Origin of the sequence: Pseudomonas sp. ME-P-057 (genome assembly GCF_030208975.1) — a bacterium.
GTDB classification, from domain to species: Bacteria; Pseudomonadota; Gammaproteobacteria; order Pseudomonadales; family Pseudomonadaceae; genus Aquipseudomonas; species Aquipseudomonas lutea.
The window spans coordinates 20,672-47,648 of record NZ_JARVSX010000048.1 but is presented as its reverse complement, the minus strand read 5'-3'; the positions used below and the strand labels follow the sequence as shown (position 1 = coordinate 47,648).

25 protein-coding genes are annotated in these 26,977 nt (G+C 62.2%); 9 read left to right on the top strand and 16 right to left on the bottom strand.

Annotated elements, in window-relative coordinates:
- Window positions 1-201 (top strand): hypothetical protein (locus tag QRN48_RS24040; protein ID WP_285353783.1); only part of this gene is annotated, 201 nt, incomplete at its 5' end.
- A 183-nt stretch (window positions 202-384) separates the two neighbouring features.
- Here the strand turns inward: QRN48_RS24040 and QRN48_RS24035 are convergent.
- The 8 genes from QRN48_RS24035 to QRN48_RS24000 all read right to left on the bottom strand — a co-directional run bounded on the left by QRN48_RS24035 (window position 385) and on the right by QRN48_RS24000 (window position 9,946).
- The gene (locus QRN48_RS24035) at window positions 385-2,001 is read right to left on the bottom strand and encodes an inorganic phosphate transporter (protein WP_285353781.1); all 1,617 of its coding nucleotides are present in this window, start codon (window positions 1,999-2,001) and stop codon (window positions 385-387) included.
- A gap of 131 nt (window positions 2,002-2,132) precedes the next feature.
- The gene (locus QRN48_RS24030; protein ID WP_285353780.1) at window positions 2,133-3,149 is read right to left on the bottom strand and encodes a transporter; all 1,017 of its coding nucleotides are present in this window, start codon (window positions 3,147-3,149) and stop codon (window positions 2,133-2,135) included.
- Between the two features lie 233 nt (window positions 3,150-3,382).
- The gene (locus QRN48_RS24025; protein WP_037011379.1) at window positions 3,383-4,204 is read right to left on the bottom strand and encodes an aldo/keto reductase; all 822 of its coding nucleotides are present in this window, start codon (window positions 4,202-4,204) and stop codon (window positions 3,383-3,385) included.
- Between the two features lie 649 nt (window positions 4,205-4,853).
- A complete protein-coding gene (locus QRN48_RS24020) occupies window positions 4,854-6,278 on the bottom strand; it encodes an efflux transporter outer membrane subunit (protein ID WP_285353778.1) in 1,425 nt (474 codons plus the stop codon).
- Entirely contained in the window at window positions 6,275-7,195 is a 921-nt protein-coding gene (locus QRN48_RS24015; protein WP_285353776.1) for an efflux RND transporter periplasmic adaptor subunit, read from the bottom strand. Before QRN48_RS24015 ends, QRN48_RS24020 begins: the two co-directional genes overlap by 4 nt.
- Window positions 7,192-7,401, bottom strand: coding sequence for a DUF1656 domain-containing protein (locus tag QRN48_RS24010; protein WP_037011375.1), 210 nt, complete (start codon window positions 7,399-7,401; stop codon window positions 7,192-7,194). The genes QRN48_RS24015 and QRN48_RS24010 overlap by 4 nt, the downstream gene beginning before the upstream one ends.
- Window positions 7,398-9,497 (bottom strand): FUSC family protein, encoded by a 2,100-nt coding sequence (locus QRN48_RS24005; protein ID WP_285353774.1) that lies wholly within the window; start codon window positions 9,495-9,497, stop codon window positions 7,398-7,400. Before QRN48_RS24005 ends, QRN48_RS24010 begins: the two co-directional genes overlap by 4 nt.
- On the bottom strand, window positions 9,494-9,946 hold the full coding sequence (locus QRN48_RS24000; RefSeq protein ID WP_285353787.1) for a MarR family winged helix-turn-helix transcriptional regulator: 453 nt from the start codon (window positions 9,944-9,946) through the stop codon (window positions 9,494-9,496). The genes QRN48_RS24005 and QRN48_RS24000 overlap by 4 nt, the downstream gene beginning before the upstream one ends.
- 562 nt (window positions 9,947-10,508) lie before the next feature.
- On the opposite strand from QRN48_RS24000, the gene QRN48_RS23995 reads away from it, so the two are divergent.
- Window positions 10,509-11,177: a polysaccharide lyase family 7 protein gene (locus tag QRN48_RS23995; protein WP_037011371.1), complete on the top strand. Its 669-nt coding sequence runs from the start codon at window positions 10,509-10,511 to the stop codon at window positions 11,175-11,177.
- 126 nt (window positions 11,178-11,303) lie between these two features.
- On the opposite strand, the gene QRN48_RS23990 is transcribed toward QRN48_RS23995, so the two are convergent.
- Both QRN48_RS23990 and QRN48_RS23985 read right to left on the bottom strand, forming a co-directional pair.
- Window positions 11,304-12,698: a heavy metal sensor histidine kinase gene (locus QRN48_RS23990; protein ID WP_285353771.1), complete on the bottom strand. Its 1,395-nt coding sequence runs from the start codon at window positions 12,696-12,698 to the stop codon at window positions 11,304-11,306.
- The gene (locus QRN48_RS23985) at window positions 12,671-13,366 is read right to left on the bottom strand and encodes a heavy metal response regulator transcription factor (RefSeq protein ID WP_037011366.1); all 696 of its coding nucleotides are present in this window, start codon (window positions 13,364-13,366) and stop codon (window positions 12,671-12,673) included. Before QRN48_RS23985 ends, QRN48_RS23990 begins: the two co-directional genes overlap by 28 nt.
- Window positions 13,367-13,667: 301 nt before the next feature.
- On the opposite strand from QRN48_RS23985, the gene QRN48_RS23980 reads away from it, so the two are divergent.
- The 4 genes from QRN48_RS23980 (at window position 13,668) to QRN48_RS23965 (ending at window position 16,777) form a co-directional block, all read left to right on the top strand.
- The gene (locus QRN48_RS23980) at window positions 13,668-14,288 is read left to right on the top strand and encodes a hypothetical protein (RefSeq protein ID WP_037013108.1); all 621 of its coding nucleotides are present in this window, start codon (window positions 13,668-13,670) and stop codon (window positions 14,286-14,288) included.
- Between the two features lie 163 nt (window positions 14,289-14,451).
- Complete coding sequence (locus tag QRN48_RS23975; RefSeq protein WP_191946111.1) at window positions 14,452-15,075, top strand: cytochrome b/b6 domain-containing protein; 624 nt, start codon at window positions 14,452-14,454, stop codon at window positions 15,073-15,075.
- Window positions 15,068-15,838: a molybdopterin-dependent oxidoreductase gene (locus QRN48_RS23970; protein ID WP_285353769.1), complete on the top strand. Its 771-nt coding sequence runs from the start codon at window positions 15,068-15,070 to the stop codon at window positions 15,836-15,838. The genes QRN48_RS23975 and QRN48_RS23970 overlap by 8 nt, the downstream gene beginning before the upstream one ends.
- Before the next feature lie 810 nt (window positions 15,839-16,648).
- The gene (locus QRN48_RS23965; RefSeq protein WP_285353767.1) at window positions 16,649-16,777 is read left to right on the top strand and encodes a hypothetical protein; all 129 of its coding nucleotides are present in this window, start codon (window positions 16,649-16,651) and stop codon (window positions 16,775-16,777) included.
- 373 nt (window positions 16,778-17,150) lie between these two features.
- Here QRN48_RS23965 and efeO (QRN48_RS23960) read toward each other — a convergent pair whose 3' ends face one another.
- From efeO (QRN48_RS23960) to QRN48_RS23940, 5 genes are all read right to left on the bottom strand, one after another.
- Window positions 17,151-17,975 carry an iron uptake system protein EfeO gene (gene efeO, locus QRN48_RS23960; protein ID WP_037011361.1) on the bottom strand — a complete coding sequence of 275 codons (825 nt, stop codon included), beginning with the start codon at window positions 17,973-17,975 and terminating at the stop codon, window positions 17,151-17,153.
- A 27-nt stretch (window positions 17,976-18,002) separates the two neighbouring features.
- On the bottom strand, window positions 18,003-19,322 hold the full coding sequence (gene efeB, locus QRN48_RS23955; RefSeq protein WP_191946113.1) for an iron uptake transporter deferrochelatase/peroxidase subunit: 1,320 nt from the start codon (window positions 19,320-19,322) through the stop codon (window positions 18,003-18,005).
- A 65-nt stretch (window positions 19,323-19,387) separates the two neighbouring features.
- On the bottom strand, window positions 19,388-20,599 hold the full coding sequence (gene efeO / locus QRN48_RS23950) for an iron uptake system protein EfeO (protein ID WP_191946114.1): 1,212 nt from the start codon (window positions 20,597-20,599) through the stop codon (window positions 19,388-19,390).
- A gap of 8 nt (window positions 20,600-20,607) precedes the next feature.
- Window positions 20,608-21,489, bottom strand: coding sequence for an iron uptake transporter permease EfeU (gene efeU / locus QRN48_RS23945; protein WP_037011353.1), 882 nt, complete (start codon window positions 21,487-21,489; stop codon window positions 20,608-20,610).
- Between the two features lie 316 nt (window positions 21,490-21,805).
- Window positions 21,806-22,690: a LysR family transcriptional regulator gene (locus QRN48_RS23940; RefSeq protein WP_191946115.1), complete on the bottom strand. Its 885-nt coding sequence runs from the start codon at window positions 22,688-22,690 to the stop codon at window positions 21,806-21,808.
- Between the two features lie 162 nt (window positions 22,691-22,852).
- Between QRN48_RS23940 and QRN48_RS23935 the strand changes: the two genes are divergently transcribed.
- The 3 genes from QRN48_RS23935 to QRN48_RS23925 are packed head-to-tail and all read left to right on the top strand — an operon-like array spanning window position 22,853 to window position 25,824.
- Window positions 22,853-24,145: a CitMHS family transporter gene (locus QRN48_RS23935; RefSeq protein ID WP_191946116.1), complete on the top strand. Its 1,293-nt coding sequence runs from the start codon at window positions 22,853-22,855 to the stop codon at window positions 24,143-24,145.
- A complete protein-coding gene (locus QRN48_RS23930; protein WP_285353762.1) occupies window positions 24,146-25,510 on the top strand; it encodes an acyclic terpene utilization AtuA family protein in 1,365 nt (454 codons plus the stop codon).
- Entirely contained in the window at window positions 25,507-25,824 is a 318-nt protein-coding gene (locus QRN48_RS23925; RefSeq protein WP_285353761.1) for an AtuA-related protein, read from the top strand. Before QRN48_RS23930 ends, QRN48_RS23925 begins: the two co-directional genes overlap by 4 nt.
- A gap of 442 nt (window positions 25,825-26,266) precedes the next feature.
- Here QRN48_RS23925 and QRN48_RS23920 read toward each other — a convergent pair whose 3' ends face one another.
- Entirely contained in the window at window positions 26,267-26,965 is a 699-nt protein-coding gene (locus QRN48_RS23920) for a DUF3142 domain-containing protein (protein ID WP_285353759.1), read from the bottom strand.
- Window positions 26,966-26,977: the final 12 nt, after the last annotated feature.

The following is a 26,977-nucleotide window of genomic DNA, read 5'->3' as shown; positions in this document are numbered from 1 at the left end:
GGCTCCTACAGTGGATTTGTGTTGGCAGGGGATGCCGGCTCCTACAGTGGATTTGTGTTGGCAGGGGATGCCGGCTCCTACAGTGGATTTGTGTTGGCAGGGGATGCCGGCTCCTACAGTGGATTTGCATTGGCCGGGATTCCGCCTCCTACCGTGGATTTGCATTTGCTCGGGATTCCGGCGCCTGCGCAAAATCCGTAGGAGCCGGCTTGCTGGCGAATGCGGTGGGTCAGGCGAAGCTGTGGTCCCAGACAGACTCCATTCGCGGGCAAGCGCCCTTCTACGAGGGATTGGCGCCAGTCGGCTGATCTGGACAGCCATAATCGACGGGCAAAAAAACAGGCGCCGAAGCGCCTGAAGGTGAGTACGGGAGACTCGTCGAAATCAGAAAATCTGCGTGAACAGCCAGTACAGGCTGCCCGACAGCAAAATGGCCGCCGGCAGGGTCAACACCCACGCCATCGCCAGGTTGCGCAGGGTGCGCATCTGCAGGCCGGAGCCGTTGGCGACCATGCTGCCCGCCACCCCCGACGACAGCACGTGAGTGGTTGAGACCGGCAATCCATACATGTCCGCTGCGCCAATGGTCAGCATGGCGACCACCTCAGCCGAGGCGCCCTGGGCGTAGGTCAGGTGGGTTTTGCCGATTTTCTCACCCACGGTGATCACGATGCGCTTCCAGCCCACCATCGTGCCGAGGCCCAGCGCGATGGCAACGGCCACCTTGACCCACAGCGGAATGAAGCGCGTCGCGGTGTCAATCTGCTGCTTGAACTGATCGACCTTGGCCTGAGTGTCAGCGTCGAAGTTGCCGACCTTGTTCTTGTCCATCACGCGGATGGCCTCGGACGTCAAGTACATGTCGTTACGCACGTTGGCAGTGGCCTCGGCCGGCACCTTGGCGAGCGATCCGTAGCTGGCCACCTGATCGCCGATCTTGCCGGCCATCACCGCCAGCGCCGGCACCAGGTCAGGGGTGGCCTGCTTGTCGCGAATATAGGTGGAGAGCGTCTGGCGCGAGTCGGCCGGCGCGGGCAGCGGTGCCGCTTTGGTCAGCGCCTGTTGCGTGACCTGCGCGACGGCGGCGAACTGCACCGATTGGTCGGCGGGCATGGCACGGTTCAGGGCATAGGCCATGGGCAGTGTGCCGACCAGAATCAGCATGATCAGGCCCATGCCTTTCTGACCGTCGTTGGAACCGTGGGCGAAGGAAACGCCAGTGCAGGTCAGGATCAGCAGGCCGCGAATCCAGATGGGCGGCGGCGTGTTGCCCTCGGGCGCTTTGTACAGTGCCCTGTTCTTCACGAACATGCGCAGCGCCAGCAGCAACAGCGCGGCGCAGGTAAAGCCCACCAGCGGGGAGAGCAATAGCGAGTAACCGACCTTGGTCGCCTGAGACCAGTCCACGCCGCTGGTGCCATCGCGACCATGCATCAGCGCGTTGGCGATGCCCACGCCGATGATTGAGCCGATCAGCGTGTGCGAAGACGACGCCGGCAGGCCCAGCCACCAAGTCCCCAGGTTCCACAAAATGGCTGCGATCAGCAGGGCGAAGATCATCGCGTAACCGGCAGACGAGCCGACCTGCAGGATCAGCTCCACCGGCAGCAGGGCGATGATGCCGAACGCCACCGCTCCGCTGGAGAACAGCACCCCGAGGAAGTTGAAGGTCCCCGACCAGACCACGGCAAAATTTGGCGGCAGGGAGTGGGTGTAGATCACCGTAGCGACAGCGTTGGCGGTGTCGTGAAAGCCATTGACGAACTCGAAACCGAGCGCAATGACCAAGGCCACGCCGAGCAGAATGAAGGGCGTCCAGGTCAGTACGACGGTGCCCAGATCGTCCATGTCCTGCTTGAGGCTGTAGCCGGTGTAAAACAGACCCAGTGCAAGCACGACGAAGAAGATCACCATCGTCAGCACGCCAGGCTTGCGCCCGAATTGGGCGCTCAGGCCGGGACCCTGCTGCAGGGAGCCTTGGGTCAGTGTGGGGGTCGCCATGGGGCACAGTCCTGTTCATGTGGGATGGCGCCCATGATCATTACAAAATGTGACAGAGATGCGACACAGGTCACAATTTGCGTGTATTTGCTGGGGTTCAGGGACCAGTGGAAGAGCCAGTGGCTCTGCTGTTAAAAATCCCGGCTCTTGCGAAACGCCCACCTTCCCGCAATGAACGTAAACGTCGCCACCAGCGCAACCAACACCCAGAACCCATGGGGGTCGGTCGCCAGCGGGATACCGCCGACGTTCATGCCGAAGAAGCCCGCGACGATATTGATCGGCAGTGCCAGTACCGTCACCACGGTGAGGGTGAACAGCGTGCGGCTGCTTTGCTCGTTCAGGTTGGCGGCGATTTCTTCCTGCAGCAATTTGATCCGCTCGCCCAGGGCGGTGAGGTCGCTGATCACCAGTGCTGATTCTTCGGTGGACTGGCGCAGCTCCTGAAGGTCTTCCTCCAGCAACCATTGCGGCGGCCGGTGCAGCAGGCGCATCAGCGAGCCGGGCTCCAGCGCCAGCAGCCTTTGCAGGCGCACCAGCACCCGGCGCATGGCACCCAGCTCGGTGCGGTTGTTGCTCAGGCGCTGCGCGAGCAATTGATCTTCGATCTTGTCGACGCTGATGCTGGTCTTGCGCATGAACTGGCTGAGCACGTCGCTTTGATCACGCAGCAGGTGCGCCAGCAGCTCCAGCGGGGAGCGGAAGGTCTCGCCCTGTTTCACTGACGAGCGCAGGCGATCCACCGAGCGCAGCGGCTGGTGCCGTGCCGAGATCATCAGGTTGCTGCGCACGCAGACCCACAACGTGGCGATGTCGGTGGAGACCCGATTGAAATCGAAAACCACATCGTTGACCACCGCCAGCAGCGCCGAATCGACATGCTCGATGCGGGTGGAGCGTGACCCTTCGTGCAGGGCTTCGAGGAACTCGTCGGGCAGGTCGAGGTTGGTTTTCAGCCAGCGCTCGCAGCTGGCGTGGGTAAGGTTCAGGTGCAGCCAGACGAACTCGTCCGGCTCGGTCGGTCGGCGCAGGCATTCCATCGCCGCCGTCGAATCCAGCTCGCGCCCTGACTCACCGGGGCGAAAGCGAAACCCGTACAGCAGGCCAAACAGATCGGGGTCCTGATGGTGCGCGATGCGTTGATTCATGGAGGCTCGCAGACGGGGAGTGCCAGGTGAAGGCACGGGTCGAAAGCGGCATCATCGCAAGGGGTTTTGACAGTTTTGTGACGGGTTGTATCAAAGGGTTACGATTCGCTCGTGGTCATTGCATAAGCGCGTTTGCCCGCGAAAAGGTGCAGCCAGCGAAACCGGGTTTGGCTGGCAGTCTGCACTCTTCCGAACTCAGCCAAGAGCAAGCACGCCCCGCATAAGCGCGGTCATCACACCATCGACAGGGACTTTTTGCGGGTCGGCGCCGGCCATGAGCTGTCAATCAGCAGTTCATCATCAATCGACAGCTCGATCTCGGCGGCTGCGGCGTTCAGCTCGATGTGGTGCGGATCCACCGCCTTGGGAATTGCGATAACCCCGTCCTGGCGCAGCACCCACGCCAGGCTGATTTGCGCCGGCGTCGCGTCATGACGCTCCGCGACTTCGAGAATGGCCGGGTTCATCAACAGGTTGCCGGCCTGGCCGATCGGGCAGTAGGCCATAAGAGGCATGTTGGCGCTCTGCATCCACGGCAGCAGGTCGTATTCGATGCCGCGTTCTTCCGGGTTGTAAAGCACCTGATTGGTGGCGCAGTGAGGGTTGTTCAAGTCAATCATGTCGGAGACGTCGAAGTTCGAAACACCCCAGCGCCCGATTTTGCCGGCTTCACGCAGACGCTCGAACGCTTCGACGGTTTCCTCCAGCGGATAGGAGCCCGGCCAATGCAGCAAATAAAGATCGATGTAATCGGTCTTCATGCGTTTGAGGCTGCGTTCGCAGGCTGCCGGAATGCCCGCGCGGCTGGCGTTGTGCGGGTAGACCTTGCTCACCAGCACCACCTCGTCACGACGCCCGGCAATGGCCTGGCCCACCACTTCCTCGGCGCCGCCTTCGCCGTACATCTCGGCGGTGTCGATCAGCGTCAGGCCAAGATCGATGCCCAACTGGAGCGCCGAAACCTCCGCCTGCAGCTGGCGGCGATCCTCCCCCATGTGCCAGGTGCCCTGACCTATGACGGGAACGGTTTTGTCTGCCAGTTCAAGCGTGCGCATCGGGGGTGCCTCCGGGCTGATGGGTCTGAGTCATTAAGAGTCAGGCAGTACTCGTCCGCAGGGGTTCAATCTCAAGCGAATACGCGGTGCGTGAGCGGGCTGCGCACCCATTGTAGGACCGGCTTCAGCCGGGAAGAGGCAGGTATGAGCGACATCAATTCCGCAGTGTGGCACCCGACGCCTTCCCGGCTAAAGCCAGTCCCACAACGAACGCGGTCAATTAGTAGGACCGGCTTCAGCCGGGAAGAGACAGGTATGAGCGACATCAATTCCGCGGTGTGGCACCCGACGCCTTCCCGGCTAAAGCCAGTCCCACAACGAACGCGGTCAATTAGTAGGACCGGCTTCAGCCGGGAAGAGGCAGGTGTGAACGACATCAATTCCGCGGTGTGGCACCCGACGCCTTCCCGGCTAAAGCCAGTCCTACAACGAACGCGGTCAATTGGTAGGACCGGCTTCAGCCGGGAAGAGGCAGGTGTGAACGACATCAATTCCGCGGTGTGGCACCCGACGCCTTCCCGGCTGAAGCCAGTCCTACAGTCGAGTTCACCGGCAGTCCCACAGTAAAGGGCGCCGCCAGTTTCACAGGCTGACTGCAAGCTCTATGTGGGACCGGCTTCAGCCGGGAAGGGGTCGGTGTGTACAACTCCTATTCAGGGCTGTTTTCCCAACCCCCACCCAGCGCCAGGAACAGGTCGATCTGCCCCATGGCCACTTGGGTATTCGCCGCCGCCAGTTGCGCGGTAACGTCGGTGTAGGTGCGTGTGGCCTGCAGGTCGGCGAGGAAGGATTCGCGGCCGGCGAGGAAGAAACGGTGCGTCTGTTCAGCCGCCTGGCGCGCGGATTCTTCGGTTTCAATCAGCGCGTCGCGGCGTTGCAGCAGCGAGGTGTACTGCGACAGCCCGGTCTGTGCCTCGCGGATGGCGTTCAGCACCACACCGTCGAAATGCGCCAGGGCCACCTGATTGGAGGCTTCGGCGATGTGAATGCGCGCACGCGCGCCGTTGGAGGGGATGGTCCAGTTGATCACCCCGCCAAAGCCCCATCGGTTGGTCGATGGATCGCCCAGTTCATCGAGAATCCCGACGGTGCCGACGGTCGCGCCGATGCTGATGTCGGGGTACAACTCGCCGGTGGCCACACCAATCGCGGCAGTGGAGACCGCCAGCCGCCGTTCGGCCTGACGCACGTCAGGGCGACGTTTGAGCAAAGCTGCGCCATCACCGACCGGCATCACTTGCGCGATGTGCGGCAGTTCCGCGCAGTCGACCACGCCCTGAGGCAATTGATTGAGCGGACGCGCCAGCAGCATCGACAGCCGGTACAACGCGGCCTTTTGCGCCGCTTCGTAACGCGGCAGTTCGGCGCGCAAGGACCGGAACTGAGTTTGCGAACGCGTCACCTGGGTCTCGTCGCCACGACCGGCGTCACGCAGGCGCTGGGTCAGGTTCAGGCTCTGCTGCTGCAAGTCCAGAGAGTGCAGGGCGATGTCGCGCTCTTCATTGGCCGCGCAGACCTGGGTGTACGCGCGCACCACGTCTGCCACCAGCGTGATGCGCGCGGTGTCGGCCGCGGCCTGGGTCGCGTCGGCGTTGGCCTGCGCCGCTTCGATGCCGCGTTGCAGCACGCCGAACAGGTCGAACTGGTACGAAGTGGTCAGGCCGACGTCGCCGACGTTCGCCACCGGCACTTTCTCGGGCAACAAGTAGGCTTGACCGGCTTCCTGCAAACGCTGTGCGCCGGCTTTGGCCGTGCCGCTCCAGCCGCCCGCCGCGTCCGCCTCGCTCATCTGGAAGCGTGCCCGCTGCAGGTTAGCGGCAGCCACGCGCAGGTCGGTACTCGACACCAGCGCCTGGCGCACCAGTTCGTCGAGTTTGGGGTCGTGATACAGACGCCACCAGTCAGCCGGCACGGGCGCCGACACCACGTTGGCCGAAGCGCCGGCCAGCTCGCCCTGCAGATCAGGGCGGTTAACCGCTGCATCCTTTGGCAGTGTGTAATCCGGGCCGACCACGGTGCAGGCCGACAGCAGCAGGCCCATGCCCACCGTCAGCAGGCGTGCGCGGTGTTTCATTTCGGGGCTCCTGACGTGTCGGGCTGATTATCCACGCGAGCATTGTCCTGATCGCCATCAATGATCGACACCGTCGCGGTGCGTCCGGCGATCATGCGGAAGTCGGCCGGCACTTCGTCGAAGGCGATGCGCACCGGAATTCGCTGCGCCAGACGCACCCAGCTGAAGGCCGGGTTGACGTTGGGCAACAGGTTCGAGCCGCTGCTGCGGTCGCGGTCTTCGATGGCCGCAACGATGCTCACCACATGACCGCGCAGGCGGGCGCTGTCGCCGATCACACGGATGTCCACCGCTGAGCCGATGTGAATCCCGTCCAGCTTGGTTTCTTCAAAATAACCATCGATGTGGAACGAGTTGCTGTCGACCACCGAGAGCACGGGGCGCCCGGCGCTGACGAACTCGCGGTCGCGCGGCGCGCGGTCATTAAGGTAGCCGTCTACCGGGCTGCGAATCACCGAACGGTCCAGGTTCAGCTGCGCCGAGTCGACCGCCACCTGCGCCTCGTTCAACGCCGACAGCGCGCGGGCCTCTTTGGACTGGCTTTCTTCCAGTTGCTCGCGGGCCACCAGATTGCCGAGGCTGCGATTACGGCGGTTCTCGCGCTGGGCCTGCTGCCAGGTCTCCTTGCGCTCGGCCACGGTGGCCTGCGCCTGACGCAGGGCCAGACGAAAGCGGTCCTGGTCAATGGTGAACAGCAACTGGCCTTTCTTGACCGGCTGGTTGTCGCTCACCGCAACCTTTTCGATCAGGCCGGACACATCCGGCGCAATCTGGATCACGTCGGCGCGGATATGCCCGTCGCGGGTCCACGGCGCGTACATGTAATACATCACCATGCGCCAGACGACGATGGCGGCAAGGATGACAACCAGCAGGGTGAGGACCACGCGGCCCAGCGTCAGCAGAGGTTTTTTCATTTCATCAGGTATCGACTAAGGGTATCCACGACGCCGAGCAGCAGTGCGTATAGACCTACGTTGAACAAAGCCCGGTGCCAGACCAGGCGATAGAAGCGGGCGCGCGTCAACACGGCGTGCACCACCAGAAAAATCAGGTACGCGATGCCCATCAGCACCAGAAAGGTCGGCAGGAAGATCCCGCTGATGTCCAGATCACCGATCATGACGGCGCTCCATCGATGCCATACGGCGGTTGTTCTTCCTGCTCGGCGAGCACATCGACAATCTCGACGCCCGGCAGCAGCGCCAGGCGCAGACCACTCAACGCGTGCAGCAGGTTCATGCGGGCGCTGTCATCGGCGGTGCTGTTGAAGGTCAGGGCGCGACGCGCGCGGTCCATGGTCATCAACAGACCTTTGGGCGCGGGCAAACGCTCACGCGCTTTAAGGCAGGCGCGAAAATGCGCACCGACTTCACTGGCCACCTGGCCGAGCAGCCGACGTGGCGCGGGCTCGACCCGTGGCATGTAGGCCAGCAGGTCCAGCATGTTCAAGGCCACGCGCACTTCACGCAGCGCACTGGTGGAGTCCTGAGCGGTGATCGCCAGACGCGGCAGGTGTTGCATCAACCGATCAAGCATGCGCACGCCCATCTGCCGATGTTCGGCCAGCGAAGCCTCTTCGCTGAGGGAAACGATGTCGCGCCAGCTGAAACGGGTCAGGCGCTTGGCCGCCACCTCCGTGCCGAAGGGCCGCACGATCAGCGTCCAGACAAAGGCGAACGCCAGGCCCGCCGGCCCCGCGAGGTTGGAATTGACGAAGTTGAGGAAGTCGGCGTCGTAGGCGCTCTGAATACTGATAAAGGACGAGGTGTTGACGATGGTCAGCAGCGTGCCGAGGTAGAACTTCGGCTGCACGGTCAGCGTACCCACGCAGATGAACGGCACCGAGAACGCCAGCACCAGCATCGGGAAATCGTGCAGGTTGGGCAACACCACGAACAGGTAAAGGCTGGCGAAGATTACCGACATCATCGTCCAGAAGAAGAACCGGTAAATCTGCGGCGCCGGGTCGTCCATGGCGGCGAAGAAGCTGCACGAGACGGCCGCGAGAGCCACGGCACTGGCGCCATCCTGCCAGCCCAGCAGGATCCACAAAACCGATGCCACGATGATCGCGCTGACCGAAGTCGCCACGGAATACAGCATCATCCCGCGGTCAAGAAACGGCGACAGCCGACCGAGCCGCCAATGGCGGTAAACCGCACGCCACGGCGAGTGGTCATCGGTCTCGATGGCGTGTTGCAGGCTGCGGCAGTCCTGCCACAGGTCGATCCATTCACGCAGGCGGTACAAGGCGTTGGACAGCAACAGCTGGCGGCGGTCGTCGATTTGAGCGGGGGTCGGTTGCAGACGGTCGAGTTCGTCGTGCAGCGCCTGCCAGTACTTGACCGGCGCGCCCTGGGCGGTCTGTTCGACCCAGTCGCGGCATTCGATCAACAGCGGCGCGAGCTCGGCGACATGCTCGGGAGAGCGTCGCTCCAGTGCCCATAACGCGTCGTCCAACGCATCGATAACCGGCAGCAGGTGGATCATCCGCCCGCGCAGTTCCTTGGCGTTGCGCACGGTCTGGCGGTGCGCGCCTTCGTGGGGCAACTGGCCGATCATCAACTCCAGGCTGTTGAACGTGCCCACCATCGCCGTGCGAAGGCTGCCCACCGCTTCCGGGTTGGCGCTGCGCGAGAGGAACAGGTCGCTGTACGCGGAGGCATCCTTGAACCACTTGCCCATGGCATCGACCAGCACTGGCGCCAGGCGACGCGGCCAGAACATCGCGCCCACGACAGCGGCGCAGACGATGCCGAGGAAAATCTCTTCGGTGCGCGACACAGCGATGTCGAACACCGCCTGGGGGTTGTCGACTACCGGAAAGGAAATCAGCGGCATGGTGTAGCCGGCAAGCATCAGCGCGTAGCTGTTGGCGGTGCGCAGGTGCAGGGAGAGGAAGAGCAGGGTGCCGGTCCACAAGGCAATGACGATCGCCAGCAAAAAGGGCGTCTGCACAAACATCGGCACGACGATGACCGACGCCGCCGCGCCCAGCAGCGTGCCGGCGGCGCGGTACAGCGCTTTGGAGCTGGTGGGTGCCACGAACGGGCTCGAAACAATGTAGACGGTCGCCATTGCCCAGTAAGGTCGGGGCAGCTCCATCATCAGCGCGATGTACAGCGCGAGCATGGAGGCGGCAAAGGTGCGCACGCCGTAGAACCAGTCGCGGCCGGGCGGTACGCCGTCGAAAAAGCCTTTGAACCTGCCGTTCACGACGAGGCCTCCGGGAGCATCGGCGTGGCCAGTGCGATGGCGTTGAACACCCGCAGCGTGGCTTCGAGGTCAGCGGGGTCGACACTGCCGAAGATGTCGCGGCGCAGGCGGATCAGTTCTTCTTCGATCGAATTGGCCAGGGCGCGGCCCTGATCGGTGAGGCTCAAGGCCTTGGCGCGTCGATCGGTGGGGTCTTCGGTGCGCTGCACCAGCCCGGCTTTGCAAAGCTGATCGAGCAGGCGCACCAGAGAAGGGCTTTCGAGCCCGCAGGCCTGGGCCACCGTCACCTGCCGAACGCCTTCACCCAGCCGGGCGATCATCAACAGCGGGCCGGCACAGGCCTCGGTCACCCCGACGTTGATCAGCGTGGTCTGGCACACACGGCGCCACTGCCGAGAGGCTGCGACGACGCCGCCGGTGATGCGCATTTGCAAGGTGTCGAGGTTCATGAGGTGGCCAATGATGCGCTGCAGGTTGGTTAGCAGGTGAATGATTAGACGCTGCATTATTAGGAAGCTAACTATAATATCCGGTAACAAAGTACGGTCGTCAAATGGAAAATTGCTGGCTGAGACGGACGGAAGGCCAACCTGCTCAAGCATCGCCCACGACTGATACGAACGTTAAACCTGTGGCGCCGTTGACTACAGGCGACGAAACGCGGGGGAAAGTTCGCTCGATCCCATACCGCCTGTCGGGTTGCGGTCGGGCCAATGAACTATTTTTTTCAGCGCCGTCTAAGCGCCTCTCCAAAAAAATGGCGCCAAATTAATAGCTACGGCCCGCGTGATTCGCTGGCTTTACACATTCCGGGGATTCGTGGGTTTTGGGCTGGGTGGTGGCGCAATAGTGGCTTTTTATGGTGGAAAGCGCCGTTTCGGCGGTTTCTTGACTCCGGGGACGACTAAAGATAAACCGGTTCAGCCGATAGCAAAGACGACGGGAACGGCAGTCACAGGCCTGTTCCAGACACCTTCTTTGCTGTGCGCAACGCGCACCATGAGTGCACCCATGATTGATCTCGCTATCTGGAATCTTTCTATACCGGTCGGTATCGCAGCCGCCACCATCGACACGCCAAAACTTGTCGGCGGTTACCAGGATGGTTACTTCCGTTCAGGGGACACTTTGTTCTTCTGGGCGCCGGTTACAGGGTCAAGGACTGACAATGCCAAATTCCCCCGTACTGAACTGCGTGAGACTTACGCCAACGGTACCGTTCACAACTGGACGTACTCTGACGCGGACAATTTCCTGCGTGCGGCGCTGGCCGTGGACCAAGTGCCTTCGACGGGCAAAATCGTCATCGGCCAGATCCACGCCTATGGCAGTACCGAGCCGCTGCTCAAGCTCGAATACCAGTACAAGGAAAAAACCAAGACCGGCAACCTCGTCGTGAAATATCGCGCGACGCCGACTTCCGAGCCCGAAGTCATTCAGGTCGCAACCGGCGTGCTGCTCAAGCAACGCTTCACTTACACCATCCACCTGACTCAGGCCGGCAACCTGACCGTCAATGCCTACGACATGCAGTGGGGCGCCAAGCTCGACCTGTCCTGGAAAGGCAAGCCGCTGTATTTCAAGGCAGGCGTGTACACGCAGGACAATGCCGGCTATGCCACCGAAGGCGGCGCGGCGACGTTCTACAAACTGGTCGCGACCCACGACAAGAAGGCATGAGGTAGTTCAGGGATTGATGGCGTAAAGCGGTTCAGCGGCGCGCACCTGGATGACTGAAACACCGCATTCGCTGCCGTCGTAGCCTCCGACGTCTCCTACAGGGGACGCGGCGTTCTTGAGAGCCGCTCAACGGATCGGAAACACCAGACTGAAACAGATTCGCCCCGGCGAGGGCTGGGCAGCGGTCACTTCGCCGCCGTGCAGCTGCATGATCGCGGCGACGATGGCCAGGCCCAGGCCGTTGGAGTCCGAACTCTGGTGGCGTGAGGCATCGCCCCGGTAAAAGCGGTCGAACAGTTTGCCCAGGGTGGCGTCGTCCAGCGTTGGCCCCTGGTTCTCCACTTCGATGCGGCAGTGTTTGTTGCGTTCAATGACGCGGATGTCGATGGTGCTGCCTTCGTCGGCGTAGCGTATGGCGTTCGCCACCAGATTGCTCAAGGCCCTGCGCAACAGCAGCGGATCGGCGTCCAGTTGCGCTTGCCCCTCTGTGCGCAAGGTGATTTCACGTTCCTCGGCCAACCCCTCGAAATAGCCCGCCACCCGCTGCAGTTCGTCCGCCAACGCCAACGTCTGGCGATTCAGCGCTGCCTGGGCTTCATCGGCGCGGGCCAGAAACAGAATGCTTTCGACCATCCGCGAGATACGCTCCAGCTCCTCAAGGTTGGAGGCCAGCAGCGCCTGATATTCGTCCGCCGTACGCGGTTGTCGCAGCGCGACCTGACAATGGCCCATCAGCGAGCCCACCGGCGTGCGGATCTCATGGGCGAGGTCGGCCGAAAACTGCGTCAGCCGCTGGTAGCCGTCGGCAAGCCGATCAAGCATCGCGTTATAGGCCTCACCCAACTGCTGCACTTCCACCGGCGTGTCGCTGTTGTCCATGCGGCTGTCCAGCCGGGCCGGCGTGATGGCTGCGGCATGGCTGGCCATCTTGCGCAGCGGCCGCAGACCCCGGCGCAGCAGCAGGTAACCGAGCAGTGCGGTGAACACGAACGCCAGTGCAACGGCGAACAGGATGCGGTTGCGGAACCCGGCCAGCGTGGCCATTTCCTTGACCGCAATGTGCGCTGCCGTGAGGTGTACGAGCTTGCCGCCGGAAACGGCCTCGACCGTCGCCGCGCGCATGGGGACGCCTGAATCGAGCCGGCCGCTGCGCATGTCGTCAACGCTCAGCGGCCGGTTGGTGGGCACGACCGGCATTTGCGGAAGCGGCGCGTGCAGCGGATTGACCATGATGACGGCCGGCTTGCCCGGCTCGGTGATGATGAAGATGTCGTCTTCGCTGTCGAGCATGTTTTCGAACAACTGCGGGCTGCTCTGCAGCGTGTTCAGGGTCAGGTCGTACTGCAGCAATTTGCGAAAGTGATCCAGCCGCGCCAGCACGGCATGGTCGCTGCGGGTCATGACCGCGCCTTTCATGGTCTCGTAGAGGTACATGCCGGCGCTGCCGACGGCGAGCATGGCGACGACCGAAAACGCCAGCGTCGCGCGCAGGGTCAGGGATGGCTGGCGTCGGGCTCGCATGGCCGCACCTCGCAGACGTAACCGATGCCGCGCACGGTGTGGATGAGCTTGATCGGGTAGGGCGTGTCGACCTTGCTGCGCAGTCGTTTGATCGCCACATCGACGACGTTGGTGTCGCTGTCGAAATTCATGTCCCAGACTTCCGAGGCGATCTGGGCTCTCGATAACACATCGCCCTCGCGACGCAGAAACAGGTGCAGCAGCGCGAACTCTTTGTTGGTCAGCGTGATGACGTGTTGCTGGCGCGTGACGCGGCGGCGCAGCAGGTCCAGCTCAAGGTCGGCGAGGTGAAAGTGGTCGGCCTCGCGCACCACACCTCGGCGCAAAATGGTGCGGATGCGCAGCAGCAATTCGGTGAAGGAAAACGGCTTGACCAGATAATCGTCTGCGCCCAGTTCCAGCCCGCGAATACGGTCCTGCAACTGATCCCGAGCGGTGAGGAACAGCACTGGCACGTCCTGTTTGGCGCGCAGAATTTCAATGATCTGCCAACCGTCGATGCCCGGCAGCATCACGTCGAGCACCAGCAGGTCGTAGTTGTGTTCCAGGGCCATGTGCAGGCCGTCAGTGCCGTGCTGGGTCCAGTCAACTTTGTAACCGGACTCGCTGAGGCCCTTTTTCAGGTACTCGCCGGTCTTGGTGTCGTCTTCGATAAGCAGAATGTGCATCGTCGGTCATGCTCGCTTCACGTCGTTGGCAGCGTCGCCGGCGTGGGATGTCAGGAGGGGTGAGGCCTGATGCAGCGGGCTACAGGCCGCGCCGGATGAGGAGTGTAAACAACTGGGGAGACGAGGTCGGTTACATTTTTGTCATTGATCGCGGCCATGACCCGCCTCGCCGCCGAATGACAAAAATGTAATCGGGCGGTCATTGTCCGGTGCCGGTTGCGGGTACAGGATGGCTGCCATGCAACACCAAGACGCTCTGGTCCAACTCTCCCGAACTGCCCTGAGGATTTTACCGATGAAGATGAAGACAGCCCTGTCCACCACGTTCGGCATGCTGATGCTCAGCGCTGCTGTCATGGCCTCCGCAGCCGGCATGGCCGCCGGTGACATGCCAGTGGTCAAGCCACTGCGCGGCACGGTCGACAGCGTCGACAACAACACCCTGAATTTCACCACCCGCTCCGGTGCCCACCAGAGCATCGGCCTGAGCGACAAGACCGGCATCCGCCTGGTGTCGAAGACTGACGTCGAGTCGATCAAATCCGACAGCTTCATCGGCTCCGCCGCCATCCCCCAGGCCGACGGCACCCTGAAAGCGCTGGAAGTGACCGTGTTCGAACCGAGCCTGAAGGGCAGCGGCGAAGGTCACTACGGTTGGGAAAACGCCGACGGTAGCACCGGCACCATGACCAACGGCACCGTGGGTAAATTGAGCAAGGCCAACGGCCGGACCCTGAGCGTCGGTTACAAAGGCGGCGAGAAGCAGTTGGTCGTGCCCGAAGACGTGCCGATTGCCTATGTGCAGCCAGGCAAGGTCGATGAGCTGGTCAAGGGCGCGAAAATCGTGGTGTTCCCAGGCGAAGACGGCAAAACCGCTCGCGGCGTAGCGGTCGGTAAAGACGGCTTCCAGCCGCCGATGTAAACGGGTTGCGGCGCCTTGCGGCGCCGCGGCGCAGTGTGCAGGAGCGCGCTTGCCTGCAATGACGGTGTGTCCGTGAATCATTCTTGGCAGGCATGCCGGATTCGCGGGCAAGTGCTCCTGCTGTTGCTGATGTACCGAATTTACCCGTGATGAGTCTCGCACCATGAAAAAAACCAGAATTCATCCATGGCCCATCCGCCTCACGCACTGGATCAATGCCTTTGGCATGGTCTGCATGTTCATGAGCGGATGGGGCATCTATAACGCGTCGCCGCTGTTCAGCTTCACCTTCCCGCGTGACTTCACCGTGGGCGGCTGGCTGGGCGGGGCATTGGCGTGGCACTTCGCGGTGATGTGGCTGCTGGTGATCAACGGCCTTGTCTACTTCCTGTATGGCGTGTTCAGTCGGCACTTCAAACGCGATTTCCTGCCGGTCACGCCCAACGCCGTCAAACGCGACATGCTCGATGCGCTGCGCTTTCGCCTCAAGCACGAGAAGGGCGTGTACAACGCGGTGCAGCGCCTGCTGTATTGGCTGGTGCTGGCCGCAGGCGTGTTGATTGTGCTGACAGGGTTGGCGATCTGGAAGCCGATTCAGCTGCAGGAATTGACCGCTGTGTTCGGCGGCTACGACTTCGCGCGGTATGTGCATTTCGCAGCAATGGCGTTCATTGGCGGCTTCGTGGTGGTGCATCTGGTGTTGGTGCTGATGGTGCCGAAGACCCTGCTGCCGATGATCACTGGCGGCACGCGTGGGATTGAGAGCGGGAAGGTCGAGCATGATTGAGCCTAAAAAACGCGCCATTGCGCGCATCAAGCTGGAACCGGCGCAGCAGATTCAGCTGGAAAGCCTGCAGCGTCGGCATTTCCTCAAGGGCGGACTGACCGTGGGCGCGATGGCGATGCTCACCGGTTGCAACCTGCAGGACGGCGATCAGGTGGACAAGGTGCTGTGGAGCATGTCGCGCTGGAATGATCGGGTTCAGGCCTGGCTGTTCAGCGGGCAGAAGCTGGCGCCGACGTTCAGCAAGGATCAGGCGCGGAATCCGTTTCCGTTCAACGCGTTCTACGGCGAGGACGATATCCCGGAACTGGACACCGCCAACTGGAAGTTGGGCGTGTCGGGGCTGGTGCGTGACAAGGCGCCGTGGACGTTGGAGGGGCTGCGCAAGTTGCCGCAGCGCAGCGATATCACGCGGTTGATCTGCGTCGAGGGCTGGAGCGCGATCGGGCAGTGGGGCGGTGTGCCGCTGCGCACGTTCCTTGAGCATGTGGGGGCGGACACGACGGCGAAGTTTGTGGGTTTCAAGTGTGCCGATCGGTATTACTCGAGTCTGGACATGCCGACGGCGTTGCATCCGCAGACGCTGCTGGCGCTGGATTTTGCCGAGGTGGCGTTGCCGCCGGAGTATGGCTATCCGTTGCGGGTGAGGGTGCCGACGAAGTTGGGGTTCAAGAATCCCAAGCACATTGTCGAGATTGTGGTGAGTAATGATAATCCCGGGGGGTATTGGGAGGATCAGGGGTACAACTGGTTTAGCGGGATCTAGTCTGGATCTCTGAAGCAAGATCAAGATCACGAGCGTCCGCCTAACGGCAGACATTTCGCCTTCGGCGAGTTACTTGATAAAGCCCCAAGTAACCAAGGGCTTGTGCTCCTGGTTTGGCCCGACTTCGTCGGGTTCCCTCACTCCGACGACACTCCGTGGGCCCGCGCCGAACGGGCATCCATGCCCTGACGGCGCTCTCGCCGCATCCCTGCGGCTCGGCCCACTGCGCGTCGTCTACGCTCGGCCAGCACCCAAGTCGCGTCTGGTGTCGTCTGGACTTCTTGCACACGAAGATCAAAAGCAAGGCAAAGGCAAAGGCAAAGGCAAAGGCAAAGCAAAGCAAAGCAAAGGCTTCCCGGCTAAAGCCGGTCCCACTGAATGCACGCGTTGTCCTGTGGGACCGGCTTCAGCCGGGAAAGCGTCGATCATGATGCCGCAAAACCAATGACGAACAATCTGGCCTCTTCCCGGCTGAAGCCAGACCCCACTGAATGCACGGTGTCCTGTGGGACCGACTTTAGCCGGGAAGCTGTTGATCTGCCTTTGATCTGCCTTTGATCTGCCCTTGATCGTGCCCACGCTCCGCGTGGATATGCATTCCATGACGCTCCGCGTCCATTCCCGGCTAACGCCGATCTCACCGTCCGCGTTGGTCTCGCTGGCTGAATGCAACCTACTGTAGGAGCCGGCTTTCTGGCGAACGCATTTAGTCAGCCGCCATCTCCCTGCCAGACCCACCGTGTTCGCCAGCAAGCCGGCTCCTACAGGATCTCCGTACCCGTCAAAAACCGAAGCGCCGTCAGGACATGGATGTCCGTTGCCGATCGTGCCCACGCTCCGCGTGGGTATGCATTCCACGACGCTTCGCGTCTCTTCCCGGCTGAAGTGCCGCTCACGCTGGCTGTGCTGGCCTTGCTGGCTGAATGCAACCTACTGTAGGAGCCGGCCTGCTGGCGAACGCATTTAGCCAGCCGCCATCTCCCTGCCAGACCCACCGCGTTCGCCAGCAAGCCGGCTCCTACAGGATCTGCGCACCCGTCAAAAACCGAGGCGCCGTCAGGACATGGATGCCCGTTCGGCGCGGGCCCACGGAGCGGGACCGGAGTGAAGGAACCCCCACGGAGGAAAAGACCTAACCAGGACCACAAGCTCTTGGCTGCTCTTTGAAACCGAAGGCGGGGCTCTATCAATTAACTCGCCGAAGGCGAAACCGAGACCGTTAGGCCGACGCTCTTGATCTTGCTTCTACACTCAAAAACAAAAAACCCGCCTGCCAATCCCTCGGCAAGCGGGCTTTTCATCGCATCGAAAATCAGTTCAAACCCAATTTCCCGCGCATCTGCGACAAATCTTCAGCCAACGTGTTGACCGGACCTGCCAGCGCCTTGCGGTCCTGCTCCTTCACTTTGTCGTACGTCTCGTAGCCACCGTCCTTTGTCTTGTACTTCGCCAGGATCTTGTCCACCGTCGCGAAGTTCTTTTCGACCTTGGCCACGAATGCCTTGTCCGACTGCTCCAGCTGCGGCTTGAACAGGTCAACGATCTTCTTCGAGCCGTCCACGTTGCCCTGGAAATCATAGAGATCGGTATGGCTGTAACGGTCTTCCTCACCCGACAGCTTGGTTGCCGCGACTTCTTCCATCAGTGCGGCAGCACCGCCGACCACTTTCTCGGGCGGGAAGGTCATGTCGGCAATGCGCGACTGCAGCTCTTTCACGTCAGCCAGCAGCTTGTCGGCAAACACGGCTTGATCCTTGGTGGTGTTCTGCGAGAACAACGCGTATTCCAGACGGTGGAAACCGGTGAAATCGTCGGCCTTCACGCCGTTCTCGTGATCGTCTTCGCGTGAGTCGATCGAGGCGTCCAGGTCGCTGAACAGCTCGGCGATGGGCTCGATCGATTCGTAGGACAAACGCGTGGTGGGGAACAGTTTTTTCGCCGCCGCCAGGTCGCCTTTTTTGATCGCGTCAGTAAATTTCTGAGTGTCAGCGGCCAGCGTGTCGACGTTCTCGGTCACGTAGATTTTGTAGTCCGACACCGGCGTCACCAGGTCCAGCGGCGCAGTGGCGGCGAACGCGGACATCGAGGTCTGCAACACGCCAAAGGTAAGCAACAACGCGAGAGGCGACTTTTTCATAGAGCTCTTCCTGTGAGGTAAGGGTTGTCAGGCAGTTTTTGTTGTTTGGGCAGATGCAGCCAGCAATGACCGGCCAATGAAATCGTTACGGTCGACCACGCCCGGCAGGGTGAAGAAGTAGCCGCCACCGATGGGCTTGAGGTACTCCTCCAGCGGCTCGCCGTTGAGGCGGGTCTGCACGGTGATGAAACCTTTCTCCAGATCTGCCTGGTAGCAGATGAACAGCAAACCCATGTCCAGCTGACCGTTCTTGTTCACGCCGTTGGAGTAGTTGAACGGGCGACGCAGGATCAGGTTGCGCTGGCTCTCGGCCGTGCGCGGGTTGGCCAGGCGGATGTGCGAGTCGAGTTTGGTGATCTTGCCTTCCGGGTCTTTGTGGTAATCCGGGACGTCGGCCTCGGTCTTGCCATCCATCGGCGCACCGGTGGTTTTGACCCGGCCGAAGATCGCTTCCTGCTCTTGCAGGGGCGTACGGTCCCAACGCTCGACGAAGTTGCGGATGATCCGCACCGCCTGATAGCTGCCGTTGGCGGCCCAGGCTGGCTCGTCGCTGCCCGGCTGCACCCAGACCAGCTCGTTCATGGTCTTCTGGTTGTTGGAATCCGGGTTGGCCGAACCGTCGCGGAAGCCCAGGAAGTTACGCGCGCTTTCCGGCGCCTGGCCCGGTTTCAACGGCGCCTGGGCGGGCACGGTGCCTTCCTGTTTCCAGCGCACCAGCAGTAGGTCGGGCAGGTTTTTAACGATGTCGCGCAAGGCGTGAATGTTGCTGTCCGGCGCGTTCGAGCAGAACTGAATGCTCAAGTCGCCGTGGCAGCAATCGGCCTCCAGGGCGTCGTTGGGGAAGCCGACCATGCGCTGCAAACGCTTGGGTTTGACCGATTCCAGGCCAAAGCGGTCGTCAAACAGCGAGTCGCCGACCGACACCGTGATGGTCAGGTTGTCCGGTGTGACCACCGGGCCAAGGATGCCGGAATCAAGAGGCGGCAGTTTTGGATCGACCTGCGGCACTGCGCCGCCAGTCATCAAGAACGCGATGCGCTCGTTGAGCGTGCGGAACATGCGTTCGAGGTCTTCGCGATCCTGCGCCAGCACGTCAAACGACACCATCATCCCGGCAGTCGGGCGCGGGTTGACGATGCCGCTCTGGTGAATGCCATGGAACTCGTTGTGGTCCTGGGTCTTTTCGCTTTTCGGCGCTTCGGTCACTTGGGCCGGTGCCGGTGGGGTCGCGGCGAACGCATTGCCGGTCAGGCTGGCACCGGCAACCGCTGCGCCTGCGGCACCGAGGCCCAGCAGGACGCGGCGACGGTCAGTGGAGATCGGCGAGTTGTTTGAGTCATCTTTCATGGGAATGCTGTCTTCGCTCTGGTTTCAGGGCCGGGCGGGCGCTTAGGGCACCCGCCTGGGCACGCTCACAGGCCTGAGAGGCCGAGGGCCGGATCGATTCCATCGAGTGCGTCGGCCAATGCCTTGGCCTTGTCTGCTATCTGTTGTCGTTGTTCGGTGCTGACCTGGTCGTACGGCTTGAAGCCGTCGGCGGTCTTGAGCATCAGCAACTGGTCATCCAGTGCGGTGCTCGCGGTGTCGATCTTCTTGAGCACCTCGCCCGAGGTCTTGGTGAGCAGCGGGCGCAACAGGTCGACGACCTTGCGCGTGCCTTCCAGGTTGGCGGCAAAGCCGTTCACGTCCAGGTGGCTGTAGCGTTCTTCTTCACCGTTGCTGCGCACTTCGGCGATGCTGCGCATGTTGCGCACCACCATGCTTGCCAGTTGCTCGGGGGCGATGCTCTGGGCCAGCAGTTGCTGTTTCAGGCTGGCGATATCGGCTTGCAGTTTCTGCACGACCGGCGCCAGGCCGTCGACCGACTTCTGCGAGAACAGACCGAATTCGAGGCGGTGGAAGCCACCGAAACCGGCGTCCTGCTCGCGTTTTTCGTAGTAGTCGGCGCGCGCGTTGATGGCGTTGTCCAGCTCTGACAGGCGCTGGGCGGCAGGGGCGATGCGCTGGTAGGCAGCACGCGCCGGTGCGTAGGCTTTTTGCGCCTGCGCCAGGTCTCCGCTGTCGATGGCTTGCTGCAGGTCGTTGACCGTGCGGATCAGCGCGCTGCTCTGGGTGCTCAGATACACCCGGTACTCGGACAGCGGCCCGATGAAGGCGACCATCGAGGGGCGCGCTTTGGCGGCGGCGTCCGATTCAGCAGTCGGGGTCACGTGCAGCGTGCCGCGCGGGTTGCTCAGCAGGCCGCAGGTGATGGCGTAGTCGCCGGGCTGCAAGTTGGCGTTGATGATCTGGCTCAGGCCCGGAACGATGTTTTCGCGCTCTTCGACAACCAGCACGCCGTCGAGAATTTCCCACTCCACGGCGCGATCGGACGCATTGACGATGCGGAAGGCATTCTTGCCAGCCGGCACGGTGATCGAGTTCGGTTCGCAGCTCTTTGCGTTGATGGTCACGACGGTTTCATTGCCGGCGTTGGCCACGCGTTTTTTCTGCGCGGCCTGGGACGCGAAATAAAACATCGCGCCGGCGGCGATCATTAGCACGACCGAGCCCGCAACGGCGAACTGCAGAGCGCGGGAGGGCTTGGCTTTCTTCGGAGGAAGGCCGTTGGCTGTGGAGTTCATGGGAGCCCTTATTTGTTCGTAACTGAATGCGTAACGGAAGAGGTGTGGCCGTGTTCGTGGGCCGGACGGGTGGGCAGACTCACCACCCGCGCCTGCGGCTTGAAGAACAGGAACAGCGCAAAGACCAGGTAGGCCAGGTACGCCACCAATACGCTGACGGTCGGCGCGTCCTGATAACCGAACATGCCGGCCAGTACCGAACCGGTCGGACCGTCCATTGGCAGAATGGCGCTGATGTCGAAAACCACGTCCTGGAAGTGGTTCCAGACGCCGGCTTCATGCAGCGAGCGCACGGAGTTGGCAAGGATGCCCGCCGCCACGACGAGGATGAACAGGCCGGTGTAGCGGAAGAACTTGCTCAGGTTCAGGCGCATGCTGCCTTTATAGATGCCGACGCCAATGCACACCGCGATGATCAGGCCGAACAGCGCGCCCAGCGGGCCGGACACGCCTTCGCTCTGCTGGAACACGGCCAGCAGAAAGAACACGGTTTCAAGGCTTTCGCGGGCGACGGCGAAGAACACCATGCCGATCAGCGCGTAGGTCTGGTTCCTCGAACCGGCCAGCGCAGCGTCCAGCGACTGGTGCAGGTCATGCTTGACCGAGCGCGCGACCTTGCGCATCCACACCACCATGGAACTGAGGATGACCACGGCCACCAGACCGACGACGCCTTCGAACAATTCCTGCTGCTTTTGCGGGAATTCAGCGCTGACCATTTCCAGGCCACCGCCGACGAACAACGCCAGGGCGACGGCCAGAAACACGCCGATCCACACCGCAGGCATCCACTCGCCGCGGCCGGTTTGTCTCAGGTAACTGGCAATGATGCCAACGATAAGCGCGGCTTCAATCCCTTCGCGCAGCATGATCAAAAAAGGAACGAGCATTTGTCACCGATACGAATCTGGTAGGGTGTGCAGCGTGAATGCGTCAGGTAGCCATTCGCATTCAACCGCCGTGTAACATAATGATACTCATTATTGAATGCGAGTACTGGTTTTTTTGCAAAATCCTGCTTGTTGTTCAGCCGTTCAGGTGGTGTTCAGGCAGCAGCGGTTGACGGCCTGCCGAATTCTGTCCATCTCAGATCATGGGAATGGCCGAAATCTACTGTAGGAGCCGGCTTGCTGGCGAACCTGCCGCGTCACGAAGGGCGATGCCTGATCACGGACGCCTTCGCCAGCAAGCCGGCTCCTACGCAATTTACGATGACAGTGTGTGCGTCATTGTCTCGACAAATCTCTGGGCGGCGGGACTCAGGCTTACACCCGTTCGGGTGATCAGCCCTATTTCCCGACACACCCCGGGATGCTCGACCCGCACTTGCACCAGATCGCTTCGGCCTTCGTTGGCGGATTCCGGCAGCAATGTCATCCCCAGGCCTTGCCGCACCAGCGCCATGACCGTCGACATGTAGTTCGCTTCCAGCCCGGGCGTGAGCACCAGGCCTTCTTCTGCAAATAAGTGCTCCACCCGCTCGCGCACGCTGCTGTCTCGCCCGGTGAGGATGATCGGTTGTCCGGCCAGCGCCTGCAGGGTGACCGAACGCTTGCGTGCGAGCGGATGATCCGCAGGAACAAACAGGCTTAGCCGGTCGACCATCACCACCTCGAACGCCAACCCGTGACCGACACGGGCCCGCACACCCAGTCCGAAATCCACTTCGCCCTCACGCACCAACGCATCGATCCGCTGCGCCACCACGTCACGCAGGCGCACCTCAACGCCGGGGAATTGCTCGCGGAAGGTTTTCAGGATCGGCGGCAACGTGCCGGAACACATCGAAGGCAGCGCGGCAATGGTCACCACGCCCCGGCGCAGCGCTGCCAGATCCCGCGAGCCGCTGACGATGTTGTCCAGATCCAGCAGCAGTTTCTCCATCGGGCCGCGGTTGTTCTGGCCGGCAGCAGTCAGCGTGACCTGACGCGGGCTGCGCTCCAGCAGGGGTACGCCGAGCCATTCCTCCAGTTGCTGGATCTGCACGGTCAGTGCAGACGGTGAAAGGTTCAACTCCAAAGCGGCTTTGGCGAAGCTGCCCGTGTTGGCCACGGTGAGGAAGGCGCGAATGTGCTGGATCGAGTTTTTCAACGCTCAATGCCTCGATTAGGCGCACGGGAGGCGGCGTTCGGTTTTTCCGAACGTGGCTCACCGAACATTTCAATTTACAAAGCTTACCCCCGTTTTGATACTCGCTGAAAACAACAACAGCTCTCCCGCCGCCTGCCGGTCAGGGACGACAAAGGATCCATCATGCTCGCCACCCTCGGTGTCATTACCATCCTCAGCTTGCTCGCCGCCGTCATGAGCAAACGCCTTTCGCCCCTGGTTGCCCTGATTGCGCTGCCCATCATTGCCGCGCTGATTGCCGGCTTCGGTCTGCAAACCAGCGGGTTCATCATCACCGGCATCAAGAACGTCGCCCCCGTGGTCGGCATGTTTGTGTTCGCCATCCTGTTCTTCGGGGTGATGACCGACGCCGGCATGCTAGACCCGATCATCGACCGCATCCTGCGCACGGTCGGGACGCGTCCTACCCGAATTGTGGTCGGCACCGCGCTGCTGGCGTTGCTGGTGCACCTCGACGGCTCGGGTGCGGTGACTTTTCTGGTGACAATCCCGGCGATGCTGCCGCTGTATACGCGGCTGGGCATCGACAGACGCATTCTCGCCTGCGTGGCGGCGATGGCGGCAGGGGTGAATTTTCTACCGTGGACCGGCCCGGTGCTGCGCTCGTCGGCGGCATTGCATGTGCCGGTCTCGGAGCTGTTTCAACCATTGATTCCGGTGCAGATCGTGGGCTTGGCGTTCGTGTTTTTCAGCGCCTGGATGCTCGGGCGTCGGGAAGAGAAACGCCTTGGGTTGGGTGCAGGCGCCACGGTTGATGTGGTGCCGCAGCGGGTGCTCACCGAGCAGGAAGAAGTGCTGCGCCGGCCACGCCTGTTCTGGCTCAACCTGCTGCTCACGGTGGTGGTGATGGCGGTGATGATTTCCGGCTGGGTCGACCCGGTGGTGATGTTCATGGTCGGCACAGTGCTGGCGCTGTGCATCAATTACCCCAATGTCGATGCCCAGCGCGCGCGCATCGACGCCCACGCCAAAACGGCGCTGACCATGGCGAGCATCCTGCTGGCGGCGGGCGTGTTCACCGGCATCATGCAGGGCACCGGCATGCTCAAGGCCATGGCCGAAGTGGCCGTGGCGCAGATTCCCGCCGGTCACGGCAAGCTGATCCCGATGGTGGTCGGCTTTCTGTCGATGCCGTTGAGCCTGCTGTTCGACCCCGACTCTTTCTATTTTGGCGTCATGCCGGTGATCGCCGAGGTTGGCCGCGCCTTGGGCGTCGATCCGCTGCAGGTGGCGCAGGCGTCGCTGCTGGGCGTACACACCACGGGCTTTCCGGTGAGCCCGCTGACCCCTGCGACGTTCTTGCTGGTTGGGCTGTGCAAGGTCGAACTGGCCGACCACCAGCGCTTCACCATTCCGTTCCTGTTCGGCGCATCGGTGCTGATGACCCTGACCGCATTGCTGCTGGGAGTGTTTTAAATGAAAAGTCTACGTATCGGCTCGGGTGCCGGTTATTCAGGGGATCGCATCGAGCCGGCGGTCGAACTGGCCGAAAAGGGCGACCTGGATTACCTGGTGTTTGAGTGCCTGGCCGAGCGCACCATTGCGCTGGCGCAACAGGCACGGCTCAGCGACCCCGAGGCGGGTTTCGATCCACTGCTGGGCGAACGTATGCGCCGCGTGCTGCCGTTCGTGGAGCGCGGGCGCGAAGAGGGGCAGCGTCGACTGCGGTTGATCAGCAACATGGGCGCGGCCAATCCGCTGGCGGCCGCGCGCGAGGTGCGGCGCATCGCGGTCGAGCTGGGTCTGCAAGGGTTGAAGGTTGCCGCATTGACGGGGGATGACGTTTTGGCTGTCCTGCAAGCCGATCCCGGCCAGTTACTGGATAACGGCGCGACGCTGGGCTCGCTGGGCGACCGTCTGATTTCTGCCAACGCCTACCTCGGGGCGCAAGGGATAGTGGAAGCGCTGCAGGCGGACGCTGATGTGGTGATCACCGGACGTGTCGCTGACCCGTCGCTGTTTCTGGCGCCTCAGCTGTTCGAGTTCGGCTGGGCTGAGGACGACTGGACGCGCCTGGGACGCGGCACGCTGGTGGGGCATCTGCTGGAGTGCGCGGGACAGATCACCGGCGGCTATTTTGCCGATCCGGGCGTTAAAGACGTGCCGGACCTGGCGCGCCTGGGCTTTCCCCTGGCCGAAGTCGATGCCGAGGGCAGGGCGGTGGTCAGCAAAGTGGCGGGCTCAGGGGGGCGCATCGACACGGCCACCTGCACCGAGCAGATGATTTATGAGGTACACAATCCGGCGGCGTACCTCACCCCGGACGTCACGGCGGACTTCTCCGGCGTGTCGTTCAGCATGGTCGCGGCCAACGAGGTGCGGGCTGAAGGCGCTGATGGTCGCGCTCGACCCCAGACGTTGAAGGTCTCGGTAGGCTATCTCGACGGCTGGATCGGCGAGGGGCAGATCTCCTATGGCGGGCCCGGTGCCGTGGCTCGCGCGACGTTGGCTCGGGACGTGGTGCTGGAGCGCCTGCACCTGACTGGCGTGGTTTTTGATGACGTGCGCGCCGAGCTGATTGGCGTGGATGCCCTGCATGGCTCTGCGCTGGGCACGCGCACTACCGCCGAGCCCTGGGAGGTGCGGTTGCGCGTGGCGGCCCGCTGTGCGGACAAGGCCCAGGCCGTGCGCATCGGCAATGAAGTGGAGACCCTTTACACCAACGGGCCTTACGGCGGCGGCGGTGCCACCAAGGGCGTGCGCCAGGTCGTTGCCGTGGCGTCTTTATTGCTGCCGCGCGATGCAGTGCAGCCGCGTGTCCATCTGGAGGATGCCTCGTGAGCACGACAAAACTGCGGGAACTGGCCCATTCCCGGACGGGCGACAAGGGCGATACGTCAAACATTTCGGTCATCGCATTCAGCCCCGAGGACTACCCGCGATTGCTTGAGGCCCTGACGGTGGAACGCGTCGCCGCTCATTTCGCAGAACTGCTGGGGGGCGATGCGGCGCGCGTTCGACGCTTTGAGCTGCCGAATGTGCATGCGCTCAATTTCGTGCTGCCAGGCATTCTCAAGGGCGGCGTGACACGGTCACTGGCGCTGGACGCCCACGGCAAGGCGCTGGGCGCGGCGTTGCTGGATATCGAGGTTTGAGAACGGAGTTTGCGGTGCGGCGACTGACGCCTTCCCGGCTGAAGCCGGTCCCACGGGGATGGTTTTGCGGTTGGATCGAGGTCGACCTGTAGGAGCGCGCTTGCCCGCGAAGGCGGCGTGTCAGTCAACCGATTGGTTACAGGCAGAATGCGTTCGCCAGCAAGCCGGCTCCTACAGTAGGTTGCATTCAGCCAGCAAGGCCAGCGCAGACAGTGAGATCGGCGTTAGCCGGGATTGGACGCGGAGCGTCATGGGATGCATAGCCACGCGGAGCGTGGGCACGAGCTGGCATCTGCAACCGTGGTTTCGACGAGTGAGCAGGTCCTGTAGGAGCCGGCTTGCTGGCGAACACGGTGGGTCTGGCAGGAAGATGGCGGCTGACTAAATGCGTTCGCCAGCAAGCCGGCTCCTACAGGGATCTGCGTTTTGGCGTCGAGCTCGGTCAGTTCTGATTCAACAAAAACACCACGTACCCCCGAAACCACGGGCTGTCCTGCAAGTACCCGGGTGCTTGCCATTCCCCGCCTTGCACGAGGCCGATCTTGAACGGCAGGCCCATTCGGCTGATGCGCGGCAGGTAAGCGGCATAATCGGGGATGCTGTGGCGGCCCTGGTATGTCTGCACCACGACCTCATCGACCACGCCTTTCAACTCGCCGATCGCTCGCGAGTCTGCGTTGCTCCCCCAATCCATCAACCCGGTAATGCCCAGCTTCAGCTCAGGCGGCAAGCGTTGGCGCAGGTTTTTGAGAAATGCGACGTAGTCCTGCAGATAACGAGTACGTGCGTCGAAATCAATCTGCACGCCAGTGACTGCGGTGCCGGTGTTTCGCCAGCGCTGCACCTGGGCCAACAGCTGTTTGTAAACCGGTTCGGGCCAACGCAGCGAATGGGCGCGGTAGACGATCCACACCTGCAGTTGCGGCAAGCGCCTCACGCCCATGCCTTGCGCAATCAGCCGCACTGCCTGGCGGTCTGATCGCGGCGCGCTGATCTGGCCCTGGAGCACGTACAACGTTTGCGCCTGATCCAGCACCGGCTGGGTCGCCACACCGCTCCATAACCAGAACGCGTCATGATCGTGGGCATTGACCCCGGCGCAGCTCGTGGTGCTCGTCAGGGCCGCGATCAGCAGCAACATTGCGCTGCAAGC